This window comes from Variovorax sp. 679, assembly GCF_003952185.1.
In the GTDB taxonomy this organism is placed as follows: Bacteria; Pseudomonadota; Gammaproteobacteria; order Burkholderiales; family Burkholderiaceae_C; genus Variovorax.
Genome location: NZ_RXFS01000001.1, coordinates 244,407 through 266,949, shown reverse-complemented (window position 1 = coordinate 266,949; position 22,543 = coordinate 244,407). Strand labels below are relative to the sequence as shown.

The 22,543-nt window shown below is 69.1% G+C and carries 21 protein-coding genes; 15 read left to right on the top strand and 6 right to left on the bottom strand.

The features are described from left to right. Window positions 1–114: 114 nt before the first annotated feature. Genes EJO71_RS01275 through EJO71_RS01260 form a run of 4 tightly spaced genes read right to left on the bottom strand, consistent with a single transcriptional unit; the run spans window position 115 to window position 4,569 of the window. Window positions 115–1,740 (bottom strand): rhodanese-related sulfurtransferase, encoded by a 1,626-nt coding sequence (locus EJO71_RS01275; protein ID WP_125947174.1) that lies wholly within the window; start codon window positions 1,738–1,740, stop codon window positions 115–117. Next, window positions 1,737–2,351, bottom strand: coding sequence for a cysteine dioxygenase (locus EJO71_RS01270; protein ID WP_125947175.1), 615 nt, complete (start codon window positions 2,349–2,351; stop codon window positions 1,737–1,739). The genes EJO71_RS01275 and EJO71_RS01270 overlap by 4 nt, the downstream gene beginning before the upstream one ends. Continuing rightward, window positions 2,348–3,331 carry an ABC transporter substrate-binding protein gene (locus EJO71_RS01265; RefSeq protein ID WP_125947176.1) on the bottom strand — a complete coding sequence of 328 codons (984 nt, stop codon included), beginning with the start codon at window positions 3,329–3,331 and terminating at the stop codon, window positions 2,348–2,350. Before EJO71_RS01265 ends, EJO71_RS01270 begins: the two co-directional genes overlap by 4 nt. Further along, window positions 3,328–4,569 (bottom strand): acyl-CoA dehydrogenase family protein, encoded by a 1,242-nt coding sequence (locus tag EJO71_RS01260; protein WP_125947177.1) that lies wholly within the window; start codon window positions 4,567–4,569, stop codon window positions 3,328–3,330. Before EJO71_RS01260 ends, EJO71_RS01265 begins: the two co-directional genes overlap by 4 nt. Before the next feature lie 109 nt (window positions 4,570–4,678). Here EJO71_RS01260 and EJO71_RS01255 point away from each other — a divergent pair, with 109 nt between their 5' ends. The 8 genes from EJO71_RS01255 (at window position 4,679) to EJO71_RS01220 (ending at window position 12,282) form a co-directional block, all read left to right on the top strand. Next, complete coding sequence (locus tag EJO71_RS01255) at window positions 4,679–5,680, top strand: ABC transporter substrate-binding protein (protein ID WP_125947178.1); 1,002 nt, start codon at window positions 4,679–4,681, stop codon at window positions 5,678–5,680. 40 nt (window positions 5,681–5,720) lie between these two features. Then, the gene (locus EJO71_RS01250) at window positions 5,721–6,842 is read left to right on the top strand and encodes an LLM class flavin-dependent oxidoreductase (protein ID WP_125947179.1); all 1,122 of its coding nucleotides are present in this window, start codon (window positions 5,721–5,723) and stop codon (window positions 6,840–6,842) included. Window positions 6,843–6,845: 3 nt separating this feature from the next. After that, window positions 6,846–7,673, top strand: coding sequence for a class II aldolase/adducin family protein (locus EJO71_RS01245; protein ID WP_125947180.1), 828 nt, complete (start codon window positions 6,846–6,848; stop codon window positions 7,671–7,673). 10 nt (window positions 7,674–7,683) lie between these two features. Next, window positions 7,684–8,685 carry an ABC transporter substrate-binding protein gene (locus tag EJO71_RS01240; protein WP_125947181.1) on the top strand — a complete coding sequence of 334 codons (1,002 nt, stop codon included), beginning with the start codon at window positions 7,684–7,686 and terminating at the stop codon, window positions 8,683–8,685. 17 nt (window positions 8,686–8,702) lie between these two features. Further along, window positions 8,703–9,656, top strand: a complete 954-nt coding sequence (locus EJO71_RS01235) for an ABC transporter substrate-binding protein (protein WP_125947182.1) — start codon at window positions 8,703–8,705, stop codon at window positions 9,654–9,656. Window positions 9,657–9,741: 85 nt separating this feature from the next. Then, a complete protein-coding gene (locus EJO71_RS01230) occupies window positions 9,742–10,431 on the top strand; it encodes a fumarylacetoacetate hydrolase family protein (RefSeq protein ID WP_125947183.1) in 690 nt (229 codons plus the stop codon). Between the two features lie 101 nt (window positions 10,432–10,532). Then, a complete protein-coding gene (locus EJO71_RS01225; protein WP_240651259.1) occupies window positions 10,533–11,450 on the top strand; it encodes an AraC family transcriptional regulator in 918 nt (305 codons plus the stop codon). A gap of 115 nt (window positions 11,451–11,565) precedes the next feature. Then, a complete protein-coding gene (locus EJO71_RS01220; protein WP_125947184.1) occupies window positions 11,566–12,282 on the top strand; it encodes a GNAT family protein in 717 nt (238 codons plus the stop codon). A 9-nt stretch (window positions 12,283–12,291) separates the two neighbouring features. On the opposite strand, the gene EJO71_RS01215 is transcribed toward EJO71_RS01220, so the two are convergent. Beyond that, on the bottom strand, window positions 12,292–13,137 hold the full coding sequence (locus EJO71_RS01215) for a symmetrical bis(5'-nucleosyl)-tetraphosphatase (RefSeq protein WP_125947185.1): 846 nt from the start codon (window positions 13,135–13,137) through the stop codon (window positions 12,292–12,294). Between the two features lie 23 nt (window positions 13,138–13,160). Between EJO71_RS01215 and EJO71_RS01210 the strand changes: the two genes are divergently transcribed. The 7 genes from EJO71_RS01210 to EJO71_RS01180 are packed head-to-tail and all read left to right on the top strand — an operon-like array spanning window position 13,161 to window position 20,757. Next, window positions 13,161–14,474: a hemolysin family protein gene (locus EJO71_RS01210; protein WP_125947186.1), complete on the top strand. Its 1,314-nt coding sequence runs from the start codon at window positions 13,161–13,163 to the stop codon at window positions 14,472–14,474. Between the two features lie 10 nt (window positions 14,475–14,484). Continuing rightward, complete coding sequence (locus EJO71_RS01205; protein ID WP_125947187.1) at window positions 14,485–15,474, top strand: serine/threonine-protein kinase; 990 nt, start codon at window positions 14,485–14,487, stop codon at window positions 15,472–15,474. Window positions 15,475–15,516: 42 nt separating this feature from the next. Then, the gene (locus EJO71_RS01200; RefSeq protein WP_125947188.1) at window positions 15,517–16,491 is read left to right on the top strand and encodes a VWA domain-containing protein; all 975 of its coding nucleotides are present in this window, start codon (window positions 15,517–15,519) and stop codon (window positions 16,489–16,491) included. An 8-nt stretch (window positions 16,492–16,499) separates the two neighbouring features. Further along, window positions 16,500–17,846 carry an adenylosuccinate synthetase gene (locus EJO71_RS01195; protein ID WP_125947189.1) on the top strand — a complete coding sequence of 449 codons (1,347 nt, stop codon included), beginning with the start codon at window positions 16,500–16,502 and terminating at the stop codon, window positions 17,844–17,846. Window positions 17,847–17,869: 23 nt separating this feature from the next. Then, the gene (locus EJO71_RS01190; RefSeq protein WP_125947190.1) at window positions 17,870–18,295 is read left to right on the top strand and encodes a hypothetical protein; all 426 of its coding nucleotides are present in this window, start codon (window positions 17,870–17,872) and stop codon (window positions 18,293–18,295) included. A gap of 19 nt (window positions 18,296–18,314) precedes the next feature. Next, window positions 18,315–18,851, top strand: coding sequence for a GrpB family protein (locus tag EJO71_RS01185; RefSeq protein WP_125947191.1), 537 nt, complete (start codon window positions 18,315–18,317; stop codon window positions 18,849–18,851). A 55-nt stretch (window positions 18,852–18,906) separates the two neighbouring features. Then, on the top strand, window positions 18,907–20,757 hold the full coding sequence (locus tag EJO71_RS01180; protein WP_164546730.1) for a HAMP domain-containing sensor histidine kinase: 1,851 nt from the start codon (window positions 18,907–18,909) through the stop codon (window positions 20,755–20,757). Here the strand turns inward: EJO71_RS01180 and EJO71_RS01175 are convergent. Next, window positions 20,735–22,450 (bottom strand): CocE/NonD family hydrolase, encoded by a 1,716-nt coding sequence (locus tag EJO71_RS01175; RefSeq protein WP_125947193.1) that lies wholly within the window; start codon window positions 22,448–22,450, stop codon window positions 20,735–20,737. The genes EJO71_RS01180 and EJO71_RS01175 overlap by 23 nt on opposite strands. Window positions 22,451–22,543: the final 93 nt, after the last annotated feature.

Below are 22,543 nucleotides of genomic sequence, written 5' to 3'. Positions count from 1 at the left end.
CCAACGCTGCGCCATTTCCCCGGATGACGACCTTTACCCGGGCTACACAGTGTCACCGGGATGTCGCCATCCTTTCAGGATGCTTTCGCTGCCAGTACGGGCGATTCGGGCAGTTCAGATCACCTTGAAGTGATGCGTGCCATCGCGCCCCAGTTGCTCGACCAAACCGAACTCCCAATCCAGGTAGGCCTGCATCGCCTCGGCGGGGGCGTCGGTGCCCTCGTAGGGACGGCGGTAGCGGTCGGTGCGTGCGGTCGCGAGGCGGGTCTCGCCGCTTTCCGCTTCGAGGCCTGCCGCGAACCATGCCGCGTTGCCGCCGGCCAGCACCAGCACTTCGGCGTCGCCGTGGTCGCGCGCGTCGAGCAGCGCGCGCAGGTCGGAGGCTGCGTAGCGTGCGAGCAGGCTGCTGCCGCAGGTCAGTACGTAGCGTTGCGCGGGCGGAACGACTGCGTCGAGGGCCTGGGCGAGTTGCGCGCGGATCGCATACCAGGCGCCCGGGATGTGGCGCTTCACGTAGTTCGCGCTGGTGGTCACGTCGATCACCGCCGTGCCGGACTGCTTCAGCAGCACCGCCAGTTCCTTCGGCGCGATTTCGCCTACCGCAGCCGCAACCGGCGGATGCGAGCTCGATGGCGTGCCCGTCTCGATGAAATCCGCCGCTGCGGGCACGGCGTCCGGCACATAGACCTCCCAGCCCATCTGCGCCAGCCACGACGCGCTCATCGAGGCCCGCACCCCGTCGTCGTCCACCAGCACGATGCGCGCGCCGCGCACCGGCACCTGATGGTCCGTCTCCTGCACCAGTTGCCCGCCGGGCGCGCTGGCGAAGCCGGGAATGTGGCCCGCCGCGTATTCCCCGGGAGTGCGCACGTCGAAGCGGTACACGGTGCGTCCCGGGGCCTCCAGGGTCTGCAGCGCCCCGAGCGCGATGCGGCGCACGCCGGCCAGATCGGCCACGCGCCGCGCATCGGCCTGTGCCTGTTCGCGATGCGCCTTCGACACGGCCACAGGCGCCTGCCGGCTCGCGCCATGGTCGAGCACCTGCCCCGCGAGCTTCCATCCGATCGTGCCGTTGCGCAGCGCGGCCACCGGGTTCGGAATGCCTGCGTTCACCAGCGACTGCGTGCCGATGATGCTGCGCGTGCGCCCCGCGCAATTCACGATCACCCGTGTCGCCGGATCGGGCGCCAGCTCGCGCACCCGCAGCACCAGTTCCGCGCCCGGCACGCTGGTGGCCGTTGGAATGCTCATCGTCTGGTATTCGTCGAAGCGGCGCGCGTCGAGCACCACCACGTCGGCCTTCGCGTCGACCAGTGCCTTCACCTCGGGCGCGGAGAGAGAGGGCGTGTGCCGCTCGTGCTCGACCAGTTCGCCGAAGGACTTGCTGGGCACGTTCACGTCGCGGAACAACTCGCCGCCGGCCTTGCGCCAGCCTTCGAGGCCACCTTCGAGCAGGTGCACGTTCGTGTAGCCCAGCGCGGCGAAGGTGCGCGCGGCCAGCGGCGCGAGGTCGGTGCCGCCATGCTCGCCATACAGCACGATCAGCGTGTCGCGCCGCGGAATGCGCCGCCAGGCCTCGATCTCGATGCGCGACAGCGGCAGGTTGGCCGCCCAGAGCGGGTGTTCCTGCGCGAACGGGTCTTCCTCGCGCACGTCGAGCAGGGCGGTCTCGTCGCGGGCGATGAGCCGCTCGCGCACCGCAGCGAAGGAAAGAACGGGAAAGGTGGCTGTCGTCGTCATGCGTCTGTCGAGGCTCTGAGTTCTGCGCTGCGGTCCCACAGGTTGGGCAGCAGCGTGTTGGAGTATCCGGAGACGAAGGGCTTGCGGCCGCCCTCCGCCGGGTAAGTATGCCGCCGTACGGCGCCGATGTTCGCGCCGTACACGTGGATGCTGATAGACACCCGGTCGGCATGCGCGTTGTGCACGCGGTGCAGGTCACCGACGGTGGGCGACACCGCCTCCACCTGGCCGGCGTCGAGCCGCACCGCCTCGCCTTGCGGCTGCGCGTCGCCTTGCGCATCGAGCGCGTAGCCCTGGCTGTACTCCGAGCCGCGCAGCATGCCGATCAGCCCCCACACCGTGTGATCGTGCACCGGCGTGGCCTGCCCCGGTCCCCACACGAAGCTCACGACGGAGAAGCGCTCGGTGCTGTCCGCGTGCAGCAGGAACTGCCGGTAGTACACGGGGTCGGGCTGGGCGAAGGCCTCGGGCAGCCAGTCGTCGCGCGACACCAGCTGGCGCAGCAGCACGCCGCCCTCGGAAAGAATGCGGGGCTCGTCGGGTGCGCCGTCGAGCAGCCGGCCGAAGGCGCCGACGAATTCGCGAAGAGGTGTCAGGGAGGTTGTTGTCATGCGGGGCGTTTCCAGACGCCAGTGTCGGTGATCGCGCGCACTTCCACCCGCACCGGCAGGATGCCGTCTCGCGCCGAGCGGTCGGCCACCGCCTGCAGCGCGACGATGTCGGCCTCGCTCACCGGCCGGCCCGCCACCGAGGCCCGCGCGGTGATGATGCGCGACGACTCGATGGGCAGCCGCGTCAATTGGCTGTAGGCCTGTGCGTAGGCCTCTGGATTGGCCAGCGCCCAGTCGCCCGCGCGGCCCAGCCGGTCGAGGAACTGCACGATGGCCGCGCGCTTGGCCGGATCGGCCAGCGACGACTCGGTGGCCGTGATGAAGCCCAGCGCGGTGTTGATGCCTCGCCCGTCGCGCAGGATGCGCCCACCCTGCTGCAGGGCGATGGTGTAGTAGGGGTCGAAGATGGCCCAGGCGTCGATCTGCTTTGAGGCGAAGGCGGCGGCTGCATCGGTAGGCAGCACGAACTTCACCGTCACTTCCTCGCGCTTCACGCCGGCCTCTTCGAGCGCGCCGTAGAGCTGGTATTGCGAGATGCTGCCGCGCGCCGAAGAGACGATGACCGTCTTGCCGCGCAGGTCAGCCACGCTGCGCAGCGGCGAATCGGGCTGCACCACGATGCCCAGCGAATCGGCCTTGCCGACGCGCGTGGCGACGATCTTCAGCGGCGTCTTGCCCACGGCGGCGGCGAGTACGGGCAGGTCGCCGGCCATGGCGGTGTCGACCGCCGCGCTGCGCTGCGCCTCGAAGAGCGGCGCCGCGCCCTGGAAGTTGGCCCAACGGTAGGCAAAGGGCGCGCCTTCGAGCGCGCGGGACGCCTCGAACAGCGAGCGCAGGCCGCCGGCCTGGTCGCCGAGCACCAGCGTCGTCTGCCGGGGCTGGGCCCATGCACGCAGCGAGCCGGTAGCGGCCAGCGAGAGCGCCGCGCCCTGCTTCAGCCAGCTGCGCCGGGATGCCTTGGAGAAGAGCAGGTCGGTCATGCAGCGGCTCCTTGCGCCGCCAGCGCACGCTTGCCCGCCCCGACCAGGATCGCGTCGTTCTGCGGCGTATGGATGCGGCTGCACAGCACGTCGCGGTAGTGCCGCTCCAGTGGGTTCTGCCGCGTGAGGCCGTGGTTGCCGCTGAGCTGCAGCGCCAGCTCGACTGCACGGATCGCGTTGCCGGTCACCGTGAACTTGAGCAGGCCGCTGTCGGCGGCGGACTGCGCGTGGCCGCGGTCGACGGCGGCGGTTGCGTCGTCGAGCAGCACGCGGTTGGTGCGCAGCAGCGCCTCGATCTCGCCCACGTGCTCCTGCACGCGCGGCAGGCTGGCCAGCGGCGCACCCAGGCTGCCGGGCGCACGCCGGTTCAGGAAGCCGACCAGCCAGTCGCGCGCGGCCGTGGCCACGGCGTCGTAGAGGCTGCCGAGCAGCACCGTCATCCACGCTTGCTGCGTGGCATGGGCGTCGATGTCGGTCTGGCTGCCCGCATCGGGCGCCCAGTCGGCCGGCGCGCGCAGGTCCACCGCGTGGTCGAGGCCGATGGAGACGTTCTCGAACACCACTTCATGGCTGCCCGAAGCGCGCAGGCCCAGGTGGTCCCAGCTGGCGATCACGCGCACGCCGGGTGCGTTGCGCGGCACCAGGAACACCCCGGTGCGCGGTTCGGCTTCCTCCGTGCGGGCCCACACGGCGAGCCAGCTCAGCCCCTCGATGCCGGTGGTGTAGAGCTTGTGGCCGTCGATCTTCCAGCCGTCGCCGTCGCGTCGCGCGACCGTGCCGGGCAGGCCGCCGCGGGCCGGCGAGCCGAGCGCGGGTTCCACGCGCAGCGCATTGATGAGCGCGCCGTTCGCCACCGCGTCGCGCGCCACGCGCTCGCGCAGATGCACGGGCCAGCGGCTGTCCGGGCGCGTCAGCGCATGGTGCTGCAGGTAGGTCATCGTGAGGATCAGCGCCGTGGCAGGTTCGCCGCGGGCCACGGCCGAGATCACGCGCCGTGCCGTAGCCAGCGTGGCACCGCCTCCGCCATGTTCGATGGGCGCGACCAGTCCGATCAGCCCATGCGCCTGCAGTGCAGCGAAGTTCTCGCGGGGGAAGGCGCCGCTCTGGTCATGGTCGGCGGCGGTGGCCGCGAACTGGGCCGACAGGCGCGCCAGCACCGAGGCGTCGACGGAGGCGGTTGTGGTTTGGGGGGCTTCATCGGGGGTGGCCGGCGTGCGGCGCAAGGGGAGGGCACTCATGGTTCCCGCACGGTACCGGGCCGCCCGCCGCCGGAAAACTACGCATCCCGCATATGCAAACTCGTTTTTCTGCGTTCGCTTGAGCGGTGCGTCTGGTTACGGTCGGTGCATGAATCCAGACTTTCCATTGGATCGGCGCCGCCTGTTGCAAGCCGCAGCCGCGCTGGCCACGGCCGGCACCGCGGGTTGGGCGCAGGCCGCCGCGCCCTCGCGCGACCTGTCCGGCGTCACGCTGCGCGTGGGCACCTACAAGGGCCTGTGGCGGCCGCTGCTGGCGGCCTCGGGCCAGGCCGACACGCCCTACAAGATCGATTGGCGCGAACTGAACAACGGCGTGCTGCACATCGAAGCCATCAACGGCGACGCGCTCGACCTGGGCTCGGGCAGCGAGATCCCGCCGGTGTTCGCGGCGCGGCAGAAGTCCAGCGTGAAGCTGGTGGCCGTCACTCATGAAGACCTGAACAACCAGGCCACGCTGGCGCGCAAGGACGCTCCCATCCGCAGCATCGCCGACTTCAAGGGCAAGCGCGTGGGCTACGTGCGCGCCACCACTTCCCACTACTACCTGGCCAAGCAGCTGGCCGAGGCGGGCCTCTCGTTCAGCGACATCCAGGCCGTGAGCCTCACGCCTTCCGACGGCCTCTCTGCCTTCGCTCGCGGCGATCTCGATGCCTGGGCCATCTACGGCTACAACGGCCAGCTGGCGCGCACCCAGTACGGCGCGCGCGTCATCAAGACCGGCGTGGGATACCTCTCGGGCAACTTCCCGATCTACGCCAACCCGCGCGCGCTCGACGATTCGCTGCGCCGCGCGGCGCTGAGCGACCTGCTGCAACGGCTGCAGCGCTCCTTCGCGTGGATCAACGGCAACTTCCTCGCCTATGCCCGCGCGCAGTCGGCCGAGACGCGCGTACCCGTGGGCGACATCGTCGAGCTCTTCAACCGCCGCAGCGGCGACTACAGCCTGGGCCCCGTCAGCGACGCGGTGGTGCGCAGCCACCAGGACGTGGCCGACACCTTCCTGAAGATCGGCGTGCTCGACGGCCCGGCCGACGTGAAGCCCCTGTGGGACCGCAGCTTCGAGAGCGTGCTGCGCCTGCCCGCCGCCTGACAACCATCTCCCGCAAACAGATTCAAACAAGGACAGCACCATGAGCCAGCCACAGCAAGACGGCGTCGTCGAATTCATCGGCATGATCCAGGGCCAGAAGGTCTCGGAGATCCACGCGGCCAAGGGCCCATCGCTCGACCGCGACTACGTGCGCGCCTTCGCGCAGGCCCACGAGACGGCGGGCTTCGACCGCGTGCTGGTGCCGCACCACTCGACCAGCCCCGATGCCACGCTCACCGTGGCCTACGCGGCCTCGGTCACCGAGCGCATCCACTTCATGCTGGCGCATCGCCCCGGCTTCGTCGCGCCCACGCTGGCGGCGCGGCAGTTCGCATCGCTCGACCAGTTCAGCGGCGGCCGGCTCGGCGTGCACTACATCTCGGGCGGCTCCGACGATGAGCAGCGCCGCGACGGCGACTGGCTGGACCACGACCAGCGCTATGCCCGCACCGACGAATACCTCGAGGTGCTGCACAAGGTGTGGACGGCCGAGAAGCCCTTCGACCACGAAGGCGCGCACTACCGTTTCCAGAGCGCGTTCTCCGAAGTGAAGCCCGTGCAGACGCGCAACGGCAAGCCGCATGTGCCGGTGTATTTCGGCGGTGCTTCCGAGGCTGCGATTCCAGTCGCCGGCAAGTACGCCGACGTCTACGCGCTGTGGGGCGAGTCGCTCGACCAGGCGCGCGAGCTGACGACCCGCGTGCGCGCCGAGGCGGCCAAGCACGGGCGCAGCGTGCGCTTCTCGGTGTCGTTCCGCCCGATCCTGGCCGAGACTGAAGAAGCCGCATGGGCGCGCGCCGAGAACATCCTGGCCGAGACCAAACGGCTGCGCGTGGTGCAGGGGTACAACCGCGGCGGCCCGCAGCAGAGTGAAGGCGCCAAGCGGCTGCTGGCAGCGGCCGAAAAGGGATCGCGGCTCGACAAGCGGCTGTGGACGGCGGTCGCGCAGGAGATCGGCGGCCGCTCGAACAGCACCGCGCTGGTCGGCACGCCCGAGCAGGTGGCAGATGCGCTGCTCGACTACTACGACCTCGGCGTGACCACCTTCCTGATCCGCGGCTTCGACCCGCTGGAAGACGCGCTGGACTACGGGCGCGAGCTGATCCCGCGCACGCGCGAACTGGTGGCGCAGCGCGCGCAATCCCAACGCAAGGCGGCCTGAACCATGAGCGCAGTTCTCTCCATCGATCGCAGCGCGGCCCAGCAGCCGCTGAAGCTCAACCCGAACCCGCAGCAGAAATACTGGTTCGACCCCATTCCGCCGCGCACCACCGTGCAGGCCGAGCGTCGTCACCGGCAGGAGCGCCTGGCCGGCGCCTTCCGCCTGTTCGCGCGCTTCGGCTTCGCGCAGGGGTTGGCCGGACATATCACCGCGCGCGACCCGGAGCTTGCCGACCACTTCTGGGTCAACCCGCTGGGCATCCATTTCTCGCGCATCAAGGTGTCCGACCTGCTGCTCGTCAACTCGAAGGGCGAGACCGTCATCGGCGACAGGCCGCTGAATAAGGCCGCCTTCGCGATCCACGCGGCCATCCACGAGCACAACCCGAAGATCATTGCCGCCGCCCACACGCACTCGACCTACGGCAAGGCGTGGTCCACGCTGGGCCGCAAGCTCGACACGCTCACGCAGGACAGCTGCGTGTTCCACGACGACGTGGCGCTGTTCGACGACTTCACCGGCATGGTGGTCGACACCAGCGAAGGCGATCGCATCGCCCATGCGCTGGGCGACAGGAAGGGCGCCATCCTCAAGAACCACGGCATCCTGACCGCGGGCCCCACGGTGGAAGCCGCCGCGTGGTGGTACATCGCGCTCGACAACGCCTGCCATACGCAACTGCTGGCCGAGGCCGCCGGCAAGCCGCAGCCCATCGACGAGGCCACCGCGCGCCACACGCACAGCCAGATCGGCGGGCCTGAAGGCGCCATCCATTCCTTCGACAGCCTCTACGAAGGCCTGGTCGAAGCCGAACCCGAACTGCTGCTCTGACGCGATCACGATGAACCCAACTCTCTCCCGCCGCGGCGTGCTGCGCGCAGGCGCCGCCGCCGCCGTGGTCGCTTCCGGCGGCCTGATCGCATCGCAGGCCTTCTCGCAGCAGTCCCGCAAGCTCACCTTCGCCTGGAACGCCTCGGCCTTCTGCCTCTCGCCCGTGGTGGTGGCGCAAGAGCGCGGCTACTTCGAGCGCAACGGCCTGCAGGTCGACCTCATCAACTACACAGGCTCCACCGACCAGCTGCTGGAGTCGCTCGCCACCGCCAAGGCCGACGCGGCCGTGGGCATGATCCACCGCTGGCTCAAGCCGCTCGAATCGGGCTTCGACGTGAAGATCGTCGGTAGCTCGCACGGTGGCTGCGTGCGGCTGGTGGGCGCGAAGAGCGCGGGCGTCACCAATCTGGCGAGCCTCAAGGGCAAGACCATCGGCGTGTCCGACATCGCCAGCCCGGGCAAGAACTTCTTCTCGATCCTGCTCACGAAGAACGGCATCGACGCCGACAAGGACGTCACCTGGCGCCAGTACCCGGCCGACCTGCTCGACATTGCGGTGAAGAAGGGCGAGATCCAGGCCATTGCCGACGGCGACCCCAACATCTACCTGATCGAGAAGCGCAACCAGGGCGCCTACGTCGAGGTGGCGAGCAACCTCTCGGGCGAATACAAGGACAAGGTCTGCTGCATCGTCGGCGCGCGCGGCGAGCTCGTGCGCAAGGACAAGGCGACCGTCGCCTCGCTGGTGCGTGCCATTGCGCAAGCCTCCGACTACGTGGCCGAGAACCCGAACGAATCGGCGAGGCTCTTCGCCAGGTATTCGCCCAACGTCGCGGTGGAAGACCTGCGCGCCTTGCTCGGCACGCTCACGCACAGCCACCATCCGCTGGGCCGCAACCTGCGCGACGAGGTCGAGTTCTATGCGCGCGACTTCCGCAGCGTGGGCGTGCTCAAGAAGACCACCGACCCGGTGCGCTTCGCGGAACACGTCTCCTTCGATCCCCTTGCATGAACAGAAGCCGTATCCGCATGAACCTCAGTTCCCGTCGTCAGTTTCTTGCTCAAGGCACGGCCGTCGCCGCTGCAGTCGCATTGCCTGGCGTGGTTTCCGCGCAGGGCCGCCCGGTGCTCAAGGCCGGCGACCAGAAGGGCGGCCTGCGTGCGCTGCTCGAAGCGGCCGGTGGCCTCGAAGGGCTGGGGTACGACATCCAGTGGTCCGAATTCCCGGCCGCCGCACCGCTGGCCGAGGCGCTCAACGCCGCCGCGGTCGATTCCGGCCCCATCGGCGATGCGCCGCTGATCTTCGCGCTGGCGGCAGGCACGCGCGTGAAAGCCATCGGCGCGAACCGCTCCGATTCCTACGGCACGGCGGTGCTGGTGCGTCCCGATTCGCCGCTGAAGACGGCCGCCGACCTCAAGGGGAAGAGCGTCGCGACCAACCGCGGCTCCATCGGCCACTACGTCACGCTCAAGGCCATCACCTCGGCCGGCCTCAAGCCCGAGGACGTGAACCTGCGCTTCCTGGCGCCGGCCGACGCCAAGCTCGCACTCACGCAGGGCTCGGTCGATGCATGGGCCACCTGGGAGCCCTACACAGCGCTGGCCGAGGTCAGCAACCATGCGCGCGTGCTCGTCAGCGGGCGCGGGCTGCTGCCGGGCCTCAGCTACTTGGCGGCCACCGACAGCGCCATCGCGGCCAAGCGGCCGGTGCTGCAAGATTTTCTGCAGCGCGTGGTGAAGGCGCAGCTCTGGTCGTACCGCAACGTCGACGCCTACTCGGCCGCGCTGGCGCGCATCATCGGCATTCCGCCCGAGGCGGCGAAGCTGCAGTTTGAGCGCCGCCAGCAGAAGTGGGTGGCCATCGATGTACAGGTCATCGCCGACCAGCAGGGCACGGCGGACTTCTACCGGCAGGTGGGACTCATCAAGCAGCCGCTGGACGTGAAGGGCACCTTCGACACGGGTTTCGGCGTGGCCGGCTGAAAGAAGAACGCAGGAGCGTAGCTGAGTCCAAGACTCGCGTAGATGCGTCCCCGGGGCGCGGGGCTGCGCTGGCTAGAGTCGTCGCATGACTTCCTACGCCATCTCCCCCGCACCCGTTTCTTCCCTGCCCATCCAGGGCGAGCAGGCCCGCTTTCCGGTCAATCGCATCTTCTGCGTGGGCCGCAACTACTCCGAGCACGCCCGCGAGATGGGCCACAACCCCGACCGCGAGCCGCCGTTCTTCTTCATGAAGCCGGCCAGCGCCATCGTGGCCGACGGCGGTGAGTTCGCCTACCCGACGCTGTCGAGCGACGTGCACCACGAGATCGAGCTGGTGGTCGCGCTCAAGACCGGCGGATCGAACATCGCCGCGGCGGACGCCCTCGGCCACGTGTACGGCTACGCCGTCGGCCTCGACATGACCCGCCGCGACCTGCAGGCCGAGGCCAAGAAACTGGGCCGCCCCTGGGACACCGGTAAGGCCTTCGACGGCTCGGCCCCCTGCGGCGAGCTGGTGCCCGTGGCCAAGGCCGGCCATCCGGCGAAGGGCGAGATTCGCCTCGAAGTGAACGGTGCCCAGCGCCAGGTCGGCGATCTCTCCGACATGATCTGGAACGTGCCCGACACCATCGCCTACCTGTCAACCCTGTTCACCCTGCAGCCCGGCGACCTGATCTTCACGGGCACGCCGGCCGGCGTGGCGGCAGTGCAGCGCGGCGACCGCATGCGTGGCAGCGTGGCGGGCGTCGGCGTGCTCGAAGTCGCGGTCGTCTGAGCCTGAAGACCGCGCGCGCATCGGACCTGCTGGGCGTGGCCGGTTCGCCGGCCCGCAAGTTGGCGTACCCTCGCAGGCGAAAGACGAAGACGCCTGCCCCGATGCGCCCATCCCCACCCACGTCGGTCCGAACCTACGGCATGCACGAGCGTGCCGACCACCTCGACTTCGACATCCGCTTCCAGGGTGCGCGCAACGAGCTCACGTTGCCGCACCGGCATGCGTATTTCCAGATCCAGGTCGGCATCGAGGGCAGCTCGCAGCAGTCCATTGGCGGCGAGGTGCGTCCCTTCGGTCCGCGCCACCTGAGCTTCGTGCTGCCGTACCGGGTGCACGTGATCCCGCACCCGCCCGAGGCGCTGTACTGCATCGTCAACTTCGACCAGCGTTTCCTGTGGCCGGAGCTGGAGGTCGACGCGCTCGACCTCGAGGACGTGTCGCTCGCGCGCCATCCCGAGCTCGCGCCCTTCCTGTTCCAGGAGTACGTCGACTTCGCCTTCGACGAGGCCGACTTCGCCCGCATCCGTGGCTGGCTCGACGAGCTGCATGCGCTGAACACGGGCCGCAGCTTCGGCGCCAAGACCGCGATGCGCGGCATCCTGCAGCAGATCATCGCCCTGGCCTGCATGCGGCAGGAGCAGGCGCTGATGCGGCTCTCGCTCCAGCACAACGGCAAGACCTCGCAGCGCGACGCCCTGCAGCGCGTGGTGCGCTACGTGCGCGACAACCTCGACAAGCCGCTGTCGCTGACCGACGCGGCGGCGGCAGCCTTCCTCTCGCCCAACTACCTCGCCAACCTGCTGCGCAAGGAAACCGACCGCACCTTCACCGACCTCGTGACCGAGCGGCGCATCGAGCGGGCGAAGGAACTGCTGTCGTCCACTTCGCTGCTGGTGCGGGAGATCGCGCACCAGTGCGGGTTTACCGACGAGGCGTATTTCAACCGGCGCTTCAGACAGGTGGTGGGGACAACGCCGCGCAACTTCAGGCGGGATCACGTGGTGGGATCGCGAGGCTGACCGCGAGGCGCCGTGGCCCCATCGGATAGGGCTTCGGTGGCACTTTTCGTGGCGCCATGAAGCGGGTACGTTAGCGCTTTCCGTTCCCTTCTTCCTTCCGAAAGAGTCCCCGTTCATGCCAGTCCGCCACAACGAGTTCGGCCAGTCCATCGGCCCCGACCTGCCCGAGTGGAGCCCGCGCTCCCTGCCGCCGCGCCGTGCCCTCGAGGGCCGCTTCTGCACGCTCGAACCGCTGGACCCCGCCAGGCACACCGACGACCTGCACGCCGCCTACGCGCAGGCCCCGGACGGCCGCGACTGGACCTACCTGGGCATCGAGCGGCCCGCCGATCTCAGCGGCACCCGGGCCTACCTGGAACGCATAGCGAAGAACGCCGACCCGATGCATTTCGCCGTCATCGACAGGCAGAGCGGTCGCGCAGTCGGCTCGCTGGCGCTGATGCGCATCGACCCCGCCAATGGCTCCATCGAGGTAGGCACGGTCAATTTCTCGCCGCTGCTGAAGAACACGCCGATGTCCACCGAGGCCCAGTACCTGCTGATGAAGCTGGTCTTCGACGAACTGGGCTACCGCCGCCACGAGTGGAAGTGCGACAACTTCAACGAGCCCTCGAAGCGCGCGGCGCTGCGTCTGGGCTTCAGGTACGAAGGCCTCTTCCGCCAGGCGGTGATCTACAAGGGGCGGGGCCGCGACACGGCGTGGTTCTCGATCATCGACAGCGAGTGGCCAGCGCTGTGCACCGCTTTCGAGCGCTGGCTGGCGCCCGGCAACTTCGACGAAAACGGCCGCCAGCGCATGTCGCTCGACAAGTTCAGGCTGCCTTCCTCCTGACGGAGCCGGCTATTTGCCGGGCTTCTGCGCCTGCTCGCACTCGACCTGGATCAGCTCGCGCTCGTCCAGCGTCGAACCGATGCGCACCGCGCTCAGGCAGCCGCCCCACACGCAGCCGGTGTCGGTCGAAAGCAGGTCGGGCCGCGACAGCCAGCCCAGCGTCGACCAGTGGCCGAAGGCGAGCGTCGCATTCGCCGTCTTGCGACCGGGCACGTCGAACCAGGGCATGTAGCCTTCGGGCGCGTTGGAGGCGCTGTCCGTGACCTCGAAGTCCATCACGCCGCCGGCGGTGCAGAAGCGCAGCCGCGTCAGCGCGTTGACGATGGCGCGCAGCCGGGCATTGCCCGTGAGCGTGTCCTGCCACTGGGCCGGCTCGTTGCCGTACATCGACATCATGAATTCGCCCAGCGCCGGCCCACGCAGCACCGATTCGACCTCGGAGGCCAGCACAAGCGTGTCGCCCACCGTCCATTGGGGCAGTACGCCCGCATGCACCATCAGCAGGTCGCCATTGCCGATGCGCATGTGCAGCGCCATGTGCTGACGGCGCACCCATTCGAACAGCGCCTCGCTGTCGGGCGCGGCCAGCACTTCGGCCAGCGTGTCCTTGCGTCCGGCCTTGCGCGCGCCGTGCGCCACGCCCAGCAGGTGCAGGTCGTGGTTGCCCAGAAGGCTCAGGGCCGAGGCGCCGTAGCCCTGCACGCGGCGCAGCACCGCGAGCGAATCGGGACCCCGGTTCACCAGGTCGCCCAGCAGCACGATGGTGTCGCGGCTGGGGGAGAAATCGATCTTCTGCAGCAGCCGCCCGAGGGGGGCGTCGCAGCCCTGCAGGTCGCCAATCAAGTAAAGTGCCATTCCCCCATTCTCTCCCTCAGTTCATGGATGTCTTCCTCCTGGCCTTGCTGACCACGCTCAACGCGTTGTTCGCAATGTCCGAAATGGCCCTTTCCACCAGCCGGCGCGCACGTCTCGCGGCATTGGCCGAAACGGGAGACACCGGCGCGGCGGCTGCGCTCAAGCTGATGGAGTCGCCCACGCAGTTCCTCTCGACGGTGCAGATCGGTATCACCTCCATCGGCATGCTCAGCGGTATCGTCGGGGAGGCGGCCTTCGCGGGGCCGCTGGCGGTCTGGATGGAAAGCGTCGGCGTGGGCCATGGCACGGCCGACATCGCGTCCACCGCGGTGGTGGTTGCCTGCATCACCTTCTTCACCATCATCTTCGGCGAACTGGTGCCCAAGCGCATCGGCCAGCTGTATCCCGAGCCGGTGGCGCGCTGGGTGTCGCGCCCGATGCGCGGGCTGGCCAAGGCCGCCAAGCCCTTCGTGTGGATGCTGGCGGGTGCCACGGCCACCATGCTGAAGGTGCTGCGCATCGACGCCAATGCGGCCCGCTCGGTCACCGAGGAAGAAATTTCGGCCAGCCTCGAAGAGGGCGTGGACGCCGGCGTCATCGAGCAGCACGAGCACCAGATGGTGCGCAATGTGTTTCATCTCGATGACAGGCGCCTGTCGTCGCTGATGATCCCGCGCGCCGACATCGAGTGGCTCGACGCTTCCTTCACCGTGCAGCAGGCGCTGCAGAAGGTGGCCGACGCGGGGGCGCTCAACCTGGTGCATTCCTGGTATCCGGTGTGCCGCAATTCGCTAGACGACGTGGTCGGCGTGATCAGCGTGGCACACCTTCTGCGCCTGGGCCCCGCGCACCGCGGCGTGCTCGGCCAGGAAGCCGCGCCCGCCGTGTTCGTGCCCGAAACGCTCACAGGCATGGAGCTGCTGGAGCAGTTCCGCGCCCGCGCCGGCCGCCTCGTGTTCGTGGTCGACGAGTACGGCGTGGTGCAGGGCCTGATGACCCCGCGCGACCTGCTCGAGGCCATCACCGGCGAGCTGCAGCCCGGCATGCAGACCGATGCCTGGGCCCACCAGCGGCCCGACGGCATGTGGGAACTCGACGGGCTCATGCCCGTCTCGGAGCTGCGTGCGCGCCTGGGCATCCGAGAGCTGCCCGACGAGGAGCGCGGCCTCTACAACACCGTGGCCGGCCTGCTGATGGCCGTGTCCGGCCACCTGCCGGAGGTGGGCGAGCACATCGATTGCGCCGGCTGGTGCTTCGAGGTCGTCGCGCTCGAAGGCCGTCGCATCGACCGCGTGCTGGCTTCGCCCGACCCGGCGGCGCCTCCCAAGGAAGAGTAGGGCGCGGGCCATGCTGTCGCTGCAGGCCCTGAGCTGCCCCCAGTGCTCCGCGCCCCTGCCGCGCGCCGCCCGCTGGCGCACGGTGAATTGCAGCTACTGCGGCGCCACCGTGGTGCGCGGCCAGGAGATCGTCGAGCGCGAGAGCTTCCGCGCCGCGCTGCGCCGGGCGAATGCCGACGTGCCCGGCGGTCGCGTCCTCGCTTGGCGCGGTGCCCGCTATCGCGTGCTGGCACCGCTGGCCACGGGCGAGCACAGCGAGGTGCTGCTGGCCGAGCGCCTGGGCGCGCTGCCCGAGCGTGTCACCTTCAAGCTTGCGCGCGACAGTTCTGCTGATGGCGTGCTGCAGCGCGAAGGCGTCGTCCTGCAGGCTCTGCAAGACCTTTCCGTGCCCGGCGCGGCCTACTTCACCCGCCGCCTGCCGCAGCCGCTGGGCACGGGCGTGGCCGAGGGGCTGGCAAGCGCCCAGGGAGACGGCTCCCGGCAGGCGCTGGTGCTGCGCCACCCGACCGGCTTCTGGGGCAGCCTGCAGGACGTGCAGCAGGCCAACCCGCAGGGCATCGACCCGCGCCACGCCGTGTGGATCTGGCGCCGCATGCTCGAGGTGCTGGCCTTCGTGCACGGCGCCGGCTGGACGCACCGCGACCTGTCGCCCGCGCACGCGCTCGTGCATCCGCGCGATCACGGTGTGCTGCTCATCGGCTGGTCGCGCGCGCAGCATGCCGCCGGCGCGGCTCACGACGCTGCCGCCGCTCGCGATCTCACGCAGGCGGCGTGGACCGTGCGCGCGGTGCTGCATGGCGGCGCGGCCGGTGAGCCTGGCCTCGGCGCTCACACCCCCGCGCCGCTCGCTGCCTTGCTGCGCGAGTGCAGCGAAGACGCCGCCGCCTGCCGGCGCCTCGGTGCGCAGGGCATCGAGCAGGCGCTGTCTGCCGCGTCGCGCGAAGCCTTCGGCGTGCCGAAGTTCGTCCATTTCGATCCTGCGCCGCACGCCGGCGCCTGAAGAACCGCATAACAGCCAGACAGTCACAGAGGAGCAAATCTCATGGGCTACGGAAACTATTCGCACGCCGCCCACACGGCGCTCATCGCCGATCGCGCCGCCAAGCCGGGCGCCGAGGTCTTCACGCAGCGCTCCACCCACCCGCTGATGAATCCGCACGGGCTCAAGGTGCGCGAGTCGCGCGACAACGCCGACCATCCGAACTCGCTGGGCATCGTCTTCGCACTGGACGTGACCGGCTCCATGGGCGACATCCCGCAGACCCTGGCGCGCCGCGAGCTGCCCACTTTCATGAAGCTGCTGACCGACTGTGGCGTGGCGGATCCGCAGCTCATGTTCATGGCCATCGGCGACGCCAATTCCGACCATGCGCCGCTGCAGGTCGGCCAGTTCGAGTCGACCGCCAACCTCATGGACCAGTGGCTCACATGGAGCTACCTGGAAGGCGGTGGCGGCGGCACCGGCGAGGAGAGCTACGAGCTGGCCTTCTACGTCATGGCGCAGCACACCGACATGGACTGCTGGGTCAAGCGCAGGAAGCGCGGCTACCTGTTCGTCACCGGCGACGAGCTGCCGTACCCGGCCGTCTCGCGCCACCAGATCGAGGGCCTCGTCGGCGAGAAGCTCGACGAGGACATCCCCATCGAGGAAGTCATCGCCGCCGCGGCCGAGACCACCAACCTGTTCTTCCTGATTCCCGACGCCCAGCGCCGCCGCCGCTGCGAGCCGCGCTGGCGCGAGCTGCTGGGCGATCACGTCATCTGCATGGACTCGCCCGACGACGCCTGCGCCGTGGCCGCCGGCATCGTCGCCCTCACCGAGAAGGCCGTGCCCAGTCTCGAAGCGCTGGCCGGCGTGATGAGTGCCACCGGCATGGCCAAGGAGCGCGTGGGCGGCGTGCTGCATGCGCTCGACGGCTATGCCGCGCTGCTCGATCCGGCCGCGCCGCGCCGCGCGCCGCCGGGCGTCGCCGCCACGGGCCCGCGTTCGTCGTGGTGGAAGCGGCTCTTCGGCTGACCGCATCGATGGCCGACGCAGCAACGGCCACGCGCTACGTCTCGCTGCTGGGCCTCGGCTTCGGGGACTGCGGCAAGGGGCTCTTCACCGACCACCTGTGCGGCGCGTTGCAGGCCCACACCGTGGTGCGCTTCAACGGCGGCGCGCAGGCCGGGCACAACGTGGTGCTGGCCGACGGGCGGCATCACACTTTCTCGCAGTTCGGCGCTGGCAGTTTCCATGCGGGCGTGGGCACTGTGCTCGCGAGCCCGGTGGTGGTGCATCCCACGGCGTTGCGCGTCGAGGAAGAGGCATTGCGGCGGGTGGGCGTGGAAGATGCCTTCTCGCGCCTGCTGGTCGATGCGCGCTGTCGCGTGACCATGCCGTTCCATCAGGCTGCTGGCCGGCTGCGCGAATGGGCGCGAGGGGAGGAGGGCGCGCATGGGAGCTGCGGAGTGGGCGTCGGCGAGACCGTGCGGCATGCGCTGGCTCGGCCTGACGAAGCCTTGCTGTACGGCGACCTGCTGCAACCGGCCCGTGCGCTCGAAAAGATCGGAGCCCTGCGCGCCACGCTTCTGCGCGAGTTCGCCGCGAGCCCGGTTCTCCAGAAGGCAGATGCCGCACAGGAGCTCGCCATGCTGCGCGACGACACGCTCGCGCAACGCTGGCTCGATGCGGTGGCGCCATGCCTGAAGCAGTCGCCACCTGCGAGCGCGGACCGGATCGCCGAACGCCTCGCGCGTCCCGGCACAGTGATCTTCGAAGGCGCGCAAGGCGTGCTGCTCGACGAGTGGCGTGGTTTTCATCCGCACACCACCTGGAGCACGATCTCGACCGCAGCGGTCGAAGCCGTGTTGCATGACGTTGGCATCGACGCGCCCGTGCAGCACTTCGGCGTGCTGCGCAGCTACCTTACGCGCCATGGCGCCGGCCCGCTGCCCACGCATGACCGCGCGCTCGATGCGCGGCTCGCCGAGCCGCACAACGCGGACGAGGGTTGGCAGGGCGCGTTCCGCAGAGGGCATCCGGATGCGGTGCTGCTGCGATATGCGCTCGAGGCGGTCGGAGCGCTCGACGGGCTTGTGGTGAGCCACCTCGATGCCGTCGGGCGCGCAGGGCTGAGGTGGTGCGCGGGCTATCGCACCGTCGACGCGGGCCGTCTCATGTCGCTACCCCTCGGCGGCGTGCGGGACCTCGATCACCAGCACGCGTTGACGCAGTTGCTGCAAGGCGCCGAGCCCATCTACGAGCCGCATCCCATCGCCACGCCGCATGCATGGGTGGAGCACGTCGAAGCACAGAGCGGCCTGCCCGTGCGCTTCGGTGCCTTCGGGCCTACGCGCGAGGCCGTGCGCGCGCGCAAGCATCTGCCCTGATCGAACCGCAGCGAAGGAGCCTCGTGGACTACAACATTCCCTTGATCGCCGGAGCCGCGCTCAGCGCCATCGCCGCGCTGCTGCACATCTGCGTGATCTTCGGCGGACCTGCGTGGTATCGCTTCTTCGGAGCGGGGGAGCGCATGGCTGCGGGCGCGGCAGCCGGACATCTCTATCCGGCCCTCGTCACCCTGCTGATCGCATGCGTGCTGGGAACGTGGGCTGCATATGCGCTCTCGGGGGCAGGCGTGTTGCGGCCGCTGCCACTGCTGGTCTTCGTGCTTCCGGCGATCACTGCGGTGTACCTGTTGCGGGGGCTCGTGGTCGTGGCGATGTTCGTGTTCGACCGGCGGCGGCTGACTGCGTTCTGGGTCTGGAGCTCGGTGATCTGCCTCGTGTACGGCATCGTCCATCTGGTCGGGCTGCTCCAGGTGTGGGACAGGCTTTGACTGCCTGAAAGGTCTCGCGATGACGATCGACCCGTTCGACGAGGGGCTCCAGCACCGGCGCATCGTGCCGTACGACCCGGCCTATGCCGAAGTCTTCTCCCTCGTGCGGGAGTACGCACGATCGCGCATCGAAGGCGTCGAGCTCGTGCACATCGGCAGCACGGCGGTTGTCGGGCTGCGCGGCAAGCCCATGATCGACATCACGGCCATCACCGCGCGCGAGAACCTGCGCGAAGAGCAGAAGGTCTTCGATCAGGCCGGCTTCCATCGCCGGCCTGTGTGGGTGGACAAGGACGAGAAGCCCTATGTCTGCGCCTCCGTGCTGCATGGCGGGCGGCGTTTCAACGTCAACATCCATATCTGCCACCGCGGCGATCCGGTGCACAAGGATTCGCTTGCCTTCATGGACATCCTCGAGCGCCGGCCCGACCTGCGCCGCAAGTACGAGGAGGCCAAGGACCGGGCCCATGCGGTGGACCCTGCCGACCCGCAGGCCTACAACCGCGAGAAGGAGGCAGTGATCAGGGAGATCGAGGCGCAGATTCCAAGGACCTGACGGCGAGGCGCCGCATGCTGTCCGGGCCGGCATGGCCTCCCTTACACTGCCGCCCATGAGCAGGCAGGGATCAACTTCCTCCGTGTCGAACGACGCGGTCGCAGGCGCGGATGTCCCGCCTGGCCTTGCCGACTCCCACGCCCAACTGGTTCGCGAGCGACTGCTGCGCCGCATGTTCGTGATGGGTCCGCCCACCGTGCTGACGGCGCTCGCCGCAGCCATCGCGATGGCTGGCGTGTTCTTCTGGATGACCCGCGGCCTCGGCGCACTGGCGTGGGGCATCGTGATCTGCACGCTGCTCGGCCTGCGGCTGGTGTTCATGCGCTGGAACGCGCGCCTGTATCCCGAGCCGGAATTCACCCTGCGCCAGCCCGACGGCGCATGGCGCTTCATGTTGCCGCTGGGCGCCTACATGTCGATGTGGGCACTGGCGCCCTGGGCGCTCATGCCGCCGGGCGCCGAGTCGCCCACGCGTATCCTGATCCTGCTGCTGGGCATGTTCGCCGTGCTGATGGGTTCGGTGCCGGTGATCGCCACCTGGCGCGCGATGGTGCCCGTGGTCACCATTCCGCTCACGCTGGGCGTGGTGACGCGCTTTGCGTGGATGGGCGGCACGGACGGCTGGTTCACCTGCGTGGTCGGCCTGCTGTTCGGTGGCTCGATGGCGCGCTATGCGCTGTCGCAGCACCAGCTCATCCGCCGCAGCCTCTCCGACCAGATCGACAAGGAACTGCTGAGCGAGCAACTGTTGCGCCAGTCGTTCGAGCTGCAGCGGCTCAACCGCGAGCGCAGCCGGTTCTTCGCCTCGGCCAGCCACGACCTGCGCCAGCCGGTGCATGCCCTGGCGCTGTTCTCGCGCTCGCTGGAGCGCGACCTCGCGGATCATCCGCTGGCGCCAGTGGCCGGTCGCGTGGTGCAGGCCACCGATGCCGTGAGCGGCCTGCTCAACGCGATGCTGGACATCTCCAAGATCGACGCCGGCACCGTGGTGCCCCAGCCCGTCGAGATCGCGGTGGACCCTCTGTTCCTGCGGCTGGCGCAGCTCTTCGAGCCACGGGCCCAGGAGGCCGGTCTGTCGCTGCGCTTCCACACCGCGCCCGAATGGCTGCAGACCGATGCCGACCTGCTGCTGCGCGTGCTGACCAATTTCGTCGACAACGCCCTCAAGTACACGCGGCGCGGCGGCATCCTCGTGAGCGCGCGGCCACGCGGCGACCGCCTGCGTCTGGCCGTGTGGGACACGGGCCTGGGCATTGCGCCCGAGCACCTGCCTCACGTGTTCGACGAGTTCTACCAGGTCGACAACCCGCAACGCGACGTGGCGCGCGGCCTGGGCATCGGGCTGGCCATCGTCAAGCGACTGGTCGATCTGCTCGGCGGGGAAATCGGCGTGCGCTCGCGGCGGGGCCATGGCAGCGTGTTCTGGGTCGATCTGCCGTGCAGGCCGCCGGCTTCCCCGGCCGTGGTCCTCGCGCCAACGGCGACGCCAGCATCCGCCGGTGTCGAGACGATCGAGCTGCCGCTGGTGCCGCCGCGCGTGCTGCTGCTCGACGACGAGCAACCGGTGGGCGAGGCGGTGCGCATGTGGCTGGCGCCTTATTGCGAACGCATCGAGATCACATCCCGGCTGGCGGATGCCAGCGCGAAGGTGCGGGCAACGCCGGAGGGCTTCGACGCCTTCATCATCGACTTCCGGCTGGCGGATCCGCAGGACGGCATCGAGGCGACGGCGGAGCTGCGCAGGCTCGCGGGCCGCCGCGTGCCCACGATCCTGGTCACGGGCGATACCGATCCCGAGCGCGTGCGTGCCGCCTATGCCAGCGGCCTGGTCGTGATGTTCAAGCCGGTCCAGCCCGAGGTGCTGCTGCGGACCTTGCACCAGATCATTCGCGCGCAGCCGGAATGACAGGCAGCAGCAGGGACGACTCGTACCCGCCGCCCGTGTAGATCGTCGTCTGGCCGGCGAACCGCTCGGCCGTGCGGTCATCGGGGTGATCGTGCAGCAGCACGGAGCAGCCGCGCATTTCCTTGCCGTAGATCTGCGGATGCGGGCCGGGCAGGCCGTGCTCGAAGTCGGAGCTCCCCACCGTCAGCACCAGCCTGTAGCCCTTCGGGAAGACGAAGCAGAGCGGCCAGATTTCCACCTGCAGTTCGTACACGTTGCCCGGTTCCAGCGGCTCGATGGCTTCGTGCGCATGCACGGGCCGGTAGGGTTTCGATGCCTGGAGGTCGAGCTTGCGATGCGACGCGCGCAGCCAGCCCTGCGCCAGGGGCGCGCGCGGCTCGATGGCGCCCACGACCAGATGTTCCTTGCCGTCGGGGGCGAATGCGCGCACCGTCAGGAACAGGTCGGCGTCCTTCGCGGTCGTGGCGATGTGGAGCGTGGCAGCCAGCGGGCCGGTCACTTCCATGTCCTGCTCGAAAGGCGCTGTGCTGAAGCTCACGGTGCCCTTCAGTCCGTCGAACGCGGCTTGCGATTCGGTGGGGGCGGGCGCGGGCTGCAAGGACTGCCGGCTCGCATCCAGGTGCAGGCGAGTCCACTCGGTGCGGGCCAGCGGCCATTCGTGCTCTGCGCGCTCCACGAATTTGCCGGCATGCCGTATCTGCAGCTTCAGCGGAGGCTCCTTGTCCCATCCGTTGTCCTCGCCCTTGAGGAAATGGTCGAAGAAGCGCTTCTGCAGCGCGACGCCGTAGTCCGTGTAGAACTCGGTCCAGTGCTCCAGGCCATGCAGTTCGAGCCACTTCTGCGCCGAGCCCGCGCCCAGGTAGCCCTCGACGTTGCCGCGCAGGTGCAGGCCGTGGCCGCCCCAGTTGCCGCAGGAGAGCACCGGCACTTCGATCGCGGCAAGGTTCGCGCGGCGGCCTTCGTAGTGGCTGGCGGTGATGCATTCCGAGCGCAGGTGCACGGCCGAGATGTCGACGCGGTTGGCGCGCATCTCCTCGTCGCCCAGTTCCGCCGGGCCGGAGACAGGCACGCCCGTGTTGGGGTTGACGCGGCCCCGCATGCCCAGGCCGTGCTGCACGTTCTCCACCTGGCGCGGATACCACTCCTTCATGAAGGTGCCGAGGATCCCGCCGTGCCGGCAGGCGTCCCGGTAGTAGTCGGAGAAGCCTTCGAAGGGGCAGATGGCAGCGAGGTGCGGCGGCCGCAGGCCCGCCACCACCCACTGGGTGGCGGCGTAGTACGACACGCCCGCCAAGCCGATCTTTCCGTTGCTCCAGGGCTGGGCGGCGGCCCACTCGATGCAGTCGTGAAAGTCCTGCGCCTCGCGCGGCGAGAAAGGGTCCACCACGCCGGGCGAGCGGCCGGCGCCGCGTGAATCCACGCGGATGCAGATGTAGCCCAGCGGCACCCATCGCTCAGGGTCGGCTGTTTCCCAGTTTGCGTAGCGGCCCGAGCTGCCTTTCAGGATTTCCGGATGCGCCGCGACAAGCGTCTGCCATTGCATCGGATAGCCGTCCTGGAACGGAAGCCCCTTCGCATACGGCCCGTAGGACATGAGCACCGGATGGCGCCCTTCGCCTGCCGGCCGAAAGACGTCCGCGCGAACGACCGACCCGTCGTCCATGGGGATCTCGACATCCCAATCGATTTGCATGACAGCTCCTTGCGTGATGGTTCGCAAATCATATTTAACGCAAGTCAACTTGCATTAGTGGTTAACCCTGTTAAAGCAAGTTGACTTGCGTTA